Origin of the sequence: Verrucomicrobium sp. 3C (assembly GCF_000379365.1) — a bacterium.
Classification (GTDB): Bacteria; Verrucomicrobiota; Verrucomicrobiia; order Methylacidiphilales; family Methylacidiphilaceae; genus Methylacidimicrobium.
In genome coordinates this window covers 1,260,451-1,261,592 of sequence record NZ_KB901875.1, presented here as the reverse complement: position 1 = coordinate 1,261,592, position 1,142 = coordinate 1,260,451, and the positions used below count along the sequence as shown (strand labels likewise).

Annotated in this window: 1 protein-coding gene and 2 pseudogenes; 1 reads left to right on the top strand and 2 read right to left on the bottom strand. The window is 60.9% G+C overall.

Annotation, left to right across the window (positions count from 1 at the left end):
• Positions 1-145 (top strand): annotated as a pseudogene (locus A37A_RS19080) (DDE transposase family protein); the annotation flags it as partial.
• Between the two features lie 171 nt (positions 146-316).
• Here A37A_RS19080 and A37A_RS19075 read toward each other — a convergent pair.
• The gene (locus A37A_RS19075) at positions 317-571 is read right to left on the bottom strand and encodes a DDE transposase family protein (RefSeq protein WP_018290767.1); all 255 of its coding nucleotides are present in this window, start codon (positions 569-571) and stop codon (positions 317-319) included.
• 106 nt (positions 572-677) lie between these two features.
• A pseudogene (locus A37A_RS20020) lies at positions 678-1,142 on the bottom strand (hypothetical protein); the annotation flags it as partial.

Genomic DNA, 1,142 nt, shown 5'->3' with positions numbered 1-1,142 from the left:
CAACCTGCTGGCCAACTTGGCGCTCATCCGTAACGCCCTCCTCTCGCTCCTCTCCGAACGCCTCGGCGAACAATCCCTCCCGCAGTTCCGCGAACGACTCCTCTCCAGTCCCAAACAATGTCTGGCCATCCTTGCCGCCGCATGAACTCCAAAACAAAAGACCCTGTCGTAGCACAATAGAAATGTCCCCTTTTTCTCCACAGTAGAAATGTCCCCTTGGTTACGAAGTTGCGTTTTTGGTGGATACTGCACGGCTGTTTGCCATTTGAAGGGTCGCTTCCATGGGTGGGAGGGAGGAGGATTGACCACTCTCCGGCTAGTCGGAGAGTGGCTCGGCGGCGAGGATGGCCAGACATTGTTTAGGGGTGGAGCAGAATCGTTCGCGGAACTGCGGGAGGGATGGTTCGCCGAGGCGTTCGGCGAGGAGCGAGAGGAGCGCGTTAGGGATGAGCGCCAAGTTGGCCAGCAGGTTGGGCTGACGGGAACGGCAACGGTCTTCGCCCATCCGGGCATCGCGTCGCCAATGATTGCGGATTTCGGCCCCGCCCCAATGTCCTCGGATGAAGTCCAACCATTCTTGGGGCGCATACGGATCCGGTGGCGCGCTGGAGAGGTAGTAACGGGACTCGGTGCTGGTGAGACCATCCTTGTTTTCGTGCGGTGGCTGCGCACCACGATCAGGGCGCGGGCAAAGGGGAAGTCGACGGCCAGGGGCTCGATGGGGAAGGCATGGAGTTGGCGGATTTCGACTCGGCCATGACCGGTCTGGTTGTCGGTAAAAAAGGGGGGTCGGGCAAGGCGTCCAAGGCTTGCGCCTCTTGGAGCAAACGAGGCTGATTTCCCTTGATCCCAAACAAGTAATCGCCCCCTTTTTCCCCGATGAGACGGGCCTGGCGCCGCTGACAATGCAATGGGTCGGCGGTGATGATTTTGCCATCCAGGGCCGGCAGCTTTTCCAGCAGCGCCACCGCCGCGCTTTGTTCGGAACGGGGCGTGTCCTGCTTTTGGTCGTGGACCGCCACCGCTTGCGGGGCGCCGTCCTCCTGTTGGGCCAAGGTCAGGAGGCCAATGGGATGACGAATCCTTTTGCCGTCCAAGGCCAGCGCCTGCGGCAGCAGGCCGCTCTGTGCTTGCAACCAGTC